Genomic DNA, 1,624 nt, shown 5'->3' with positions numbered 1-1,624 from the left:
CTTTAGCCCTCCAAGACTCGCTACGAGCGAATGGCTAGTTCTTACTCGACGGGAATCCCACCCGCTATATGATACGACCTAGCTCGGCCGCACACCTGCTCCGTTACTTCAATAAGAAAAAGCATTACCGTTGTTCCAGTAATGCTACCCTTTAGCTTAAGTACATTTCTTCACAAACTTTTTAGTAGTATTTCAGTTATTACAGGTATGCTGCCTCTTTAGCACAAGAAAACATTTCGAAAAAAGGCATCAATCCTACTTGGATCAATGCCTTCTTTACTTTAAGGTCATTTTTTCAAAATAGCTTTAAAATAAAATGTTACTAAATATTTTTTATAAAAGCCCTCAATGCTTACGCTGTGCAACATTTCCTATTATGGTTGCCAGCTCTTTCGGACGAGACCACATTGGCCAGTGATGTGTTGCTAGATCAATGTATGTGACATCTTGAAGCTCCGAAAGACCTCTTATCCACGTAAAGCCTTCTCTAACAACTGATTTCAATTCATCAGATGAGTGAGACGTGCAAACAACTGTACTCGGTACAACCAACCGCCTATCGTTAACCAATACTGGTGTCTCGCGTACAACATTACCCGGAACAGGAATTGCCCGTTGTTTCAAGAGGTTGCGGTGTTCGTCACTCATCCCGCGGATGTCTGCCTCATCTAGTTCCTCCCACGAAGGAAGTGGCATCTCATTGGCGTCGAACGCCGGATTGATTGCATCCTTTGCAGGGAATGTGTCTACATAAACCATAGCTGCAATTTGTTCAGGGATACGATCACTCACCGCGTATCCAGAAATCGCTGCTGCACTGTGTACAACAAGTACAACAGGCTCCTCAGCTGCCTTCACAGCTTCGCAAATTGAGTCAATATGGTCAGATAGTGTAATTGTGGAACGGTCTACGTCCACTGATTCAAGGCCAGGCAGAGTTAGAGAACTAACGTTATAGCCACTTGAACGGAGAATTCCTGCAACTTCTTCCCAAGCCCACGCACCTAGCCAGAATCCGGGCACTAGGATGATTGGTAAATGATCCGACTTCCTAAGATTTTTTAATAATTCGTTATCCATTAATATTTCTCCTTTTGATTAAAGTGTTACGCGTTCGTCTCTCTGCTTTCAGGAACACTCTCTAAAAGTATTCTATAATTAATGAACTTATCCTTTTTTAAGTTTTAAATCTTATTCTATAATCTTTTAATAGAGTTTCTTCTTAACAAACCTGCCCGTTCATCGAATAAGGAAATAGTTTCTGAACCTTCCTACTTCGAATCGTAACAATGATTTAAATTATTTAACATAGAAAACCATAATTTTCTGTCCATGTTTGCTTTCGATGTTCTTTCACAAAAAAACGAAAATAGACTATAATGGACTAACTATCATATTCAAAAAGGAGAAATTCCTATGACTGAGAATAATCAATCCGAAGCACAAAAAAAGAAAATCTGCCTACAAGAGGCAATGAAGCAGCAGCTTGAAAACAAAAAGAACCAGACTTACTCTGATAAAGGAAAAGCGAATGCCGACCTGTCAACAAAAAAAATGAAAAGCCAGCAAACGAAAAAGCCAAGCAATACCCGCAGAAAAATGGGTGTATAATGAACGGACAAAA

Annotated in this window: 2 protein-coding genes; one reads left to right on the top strand and one right to left on the bottom strand. The window is 40.1% G+C overall.

What is annotated here, in order from left to right; genetic code table 11:
* Nucleotides 1-345: 345 nt before the first annotated feature.
* Nucleotides 346-1,080, bottom strand: a complete 735-nt coding sequence (locus AR334_RS28550; protein ID WP_066322440.1) for an alpha/beta fold hydrolase — start codon at nucleotides 1,078-1,080, stop codon at nucleotides 346-348.
* A 336-nt stretch (nucleotides 1,081-1,416) separates the two neighbouring features.
* Between AR334_RS28550 and AR334_RS28545 the strand changes: the two genes are divergently transcribed.
* Nucleotides 1,417-1,611 carry a hypothetical protein gene (locus tag AR334_RS28545; RefSeq protein ID WP_066322436.1) on the top strand — a complete coding sequence of 65 codons (195 nt, stop codon included), beginning with the start codon at nucleotides 1,417-1,419 and terminating at the stop codon, nucleotides 1,609-1,611.
* Nucleotides 1,612-1,624: the final 13 nt, after the last annotated feature.

The organism is Bacillus sp. FJAT-29814 (assembly GCF_001510715.1).
Classification (GTDB): domain Bacteria; phylum Bacillota; class Bacilli; order Bacillales; family Cytobacillaceae; genus Neobacillus.
Note: the sequence above shows the minus strand (reverse complement) of the source record. Positions and strands in the feature narration are given on the sequence as shown.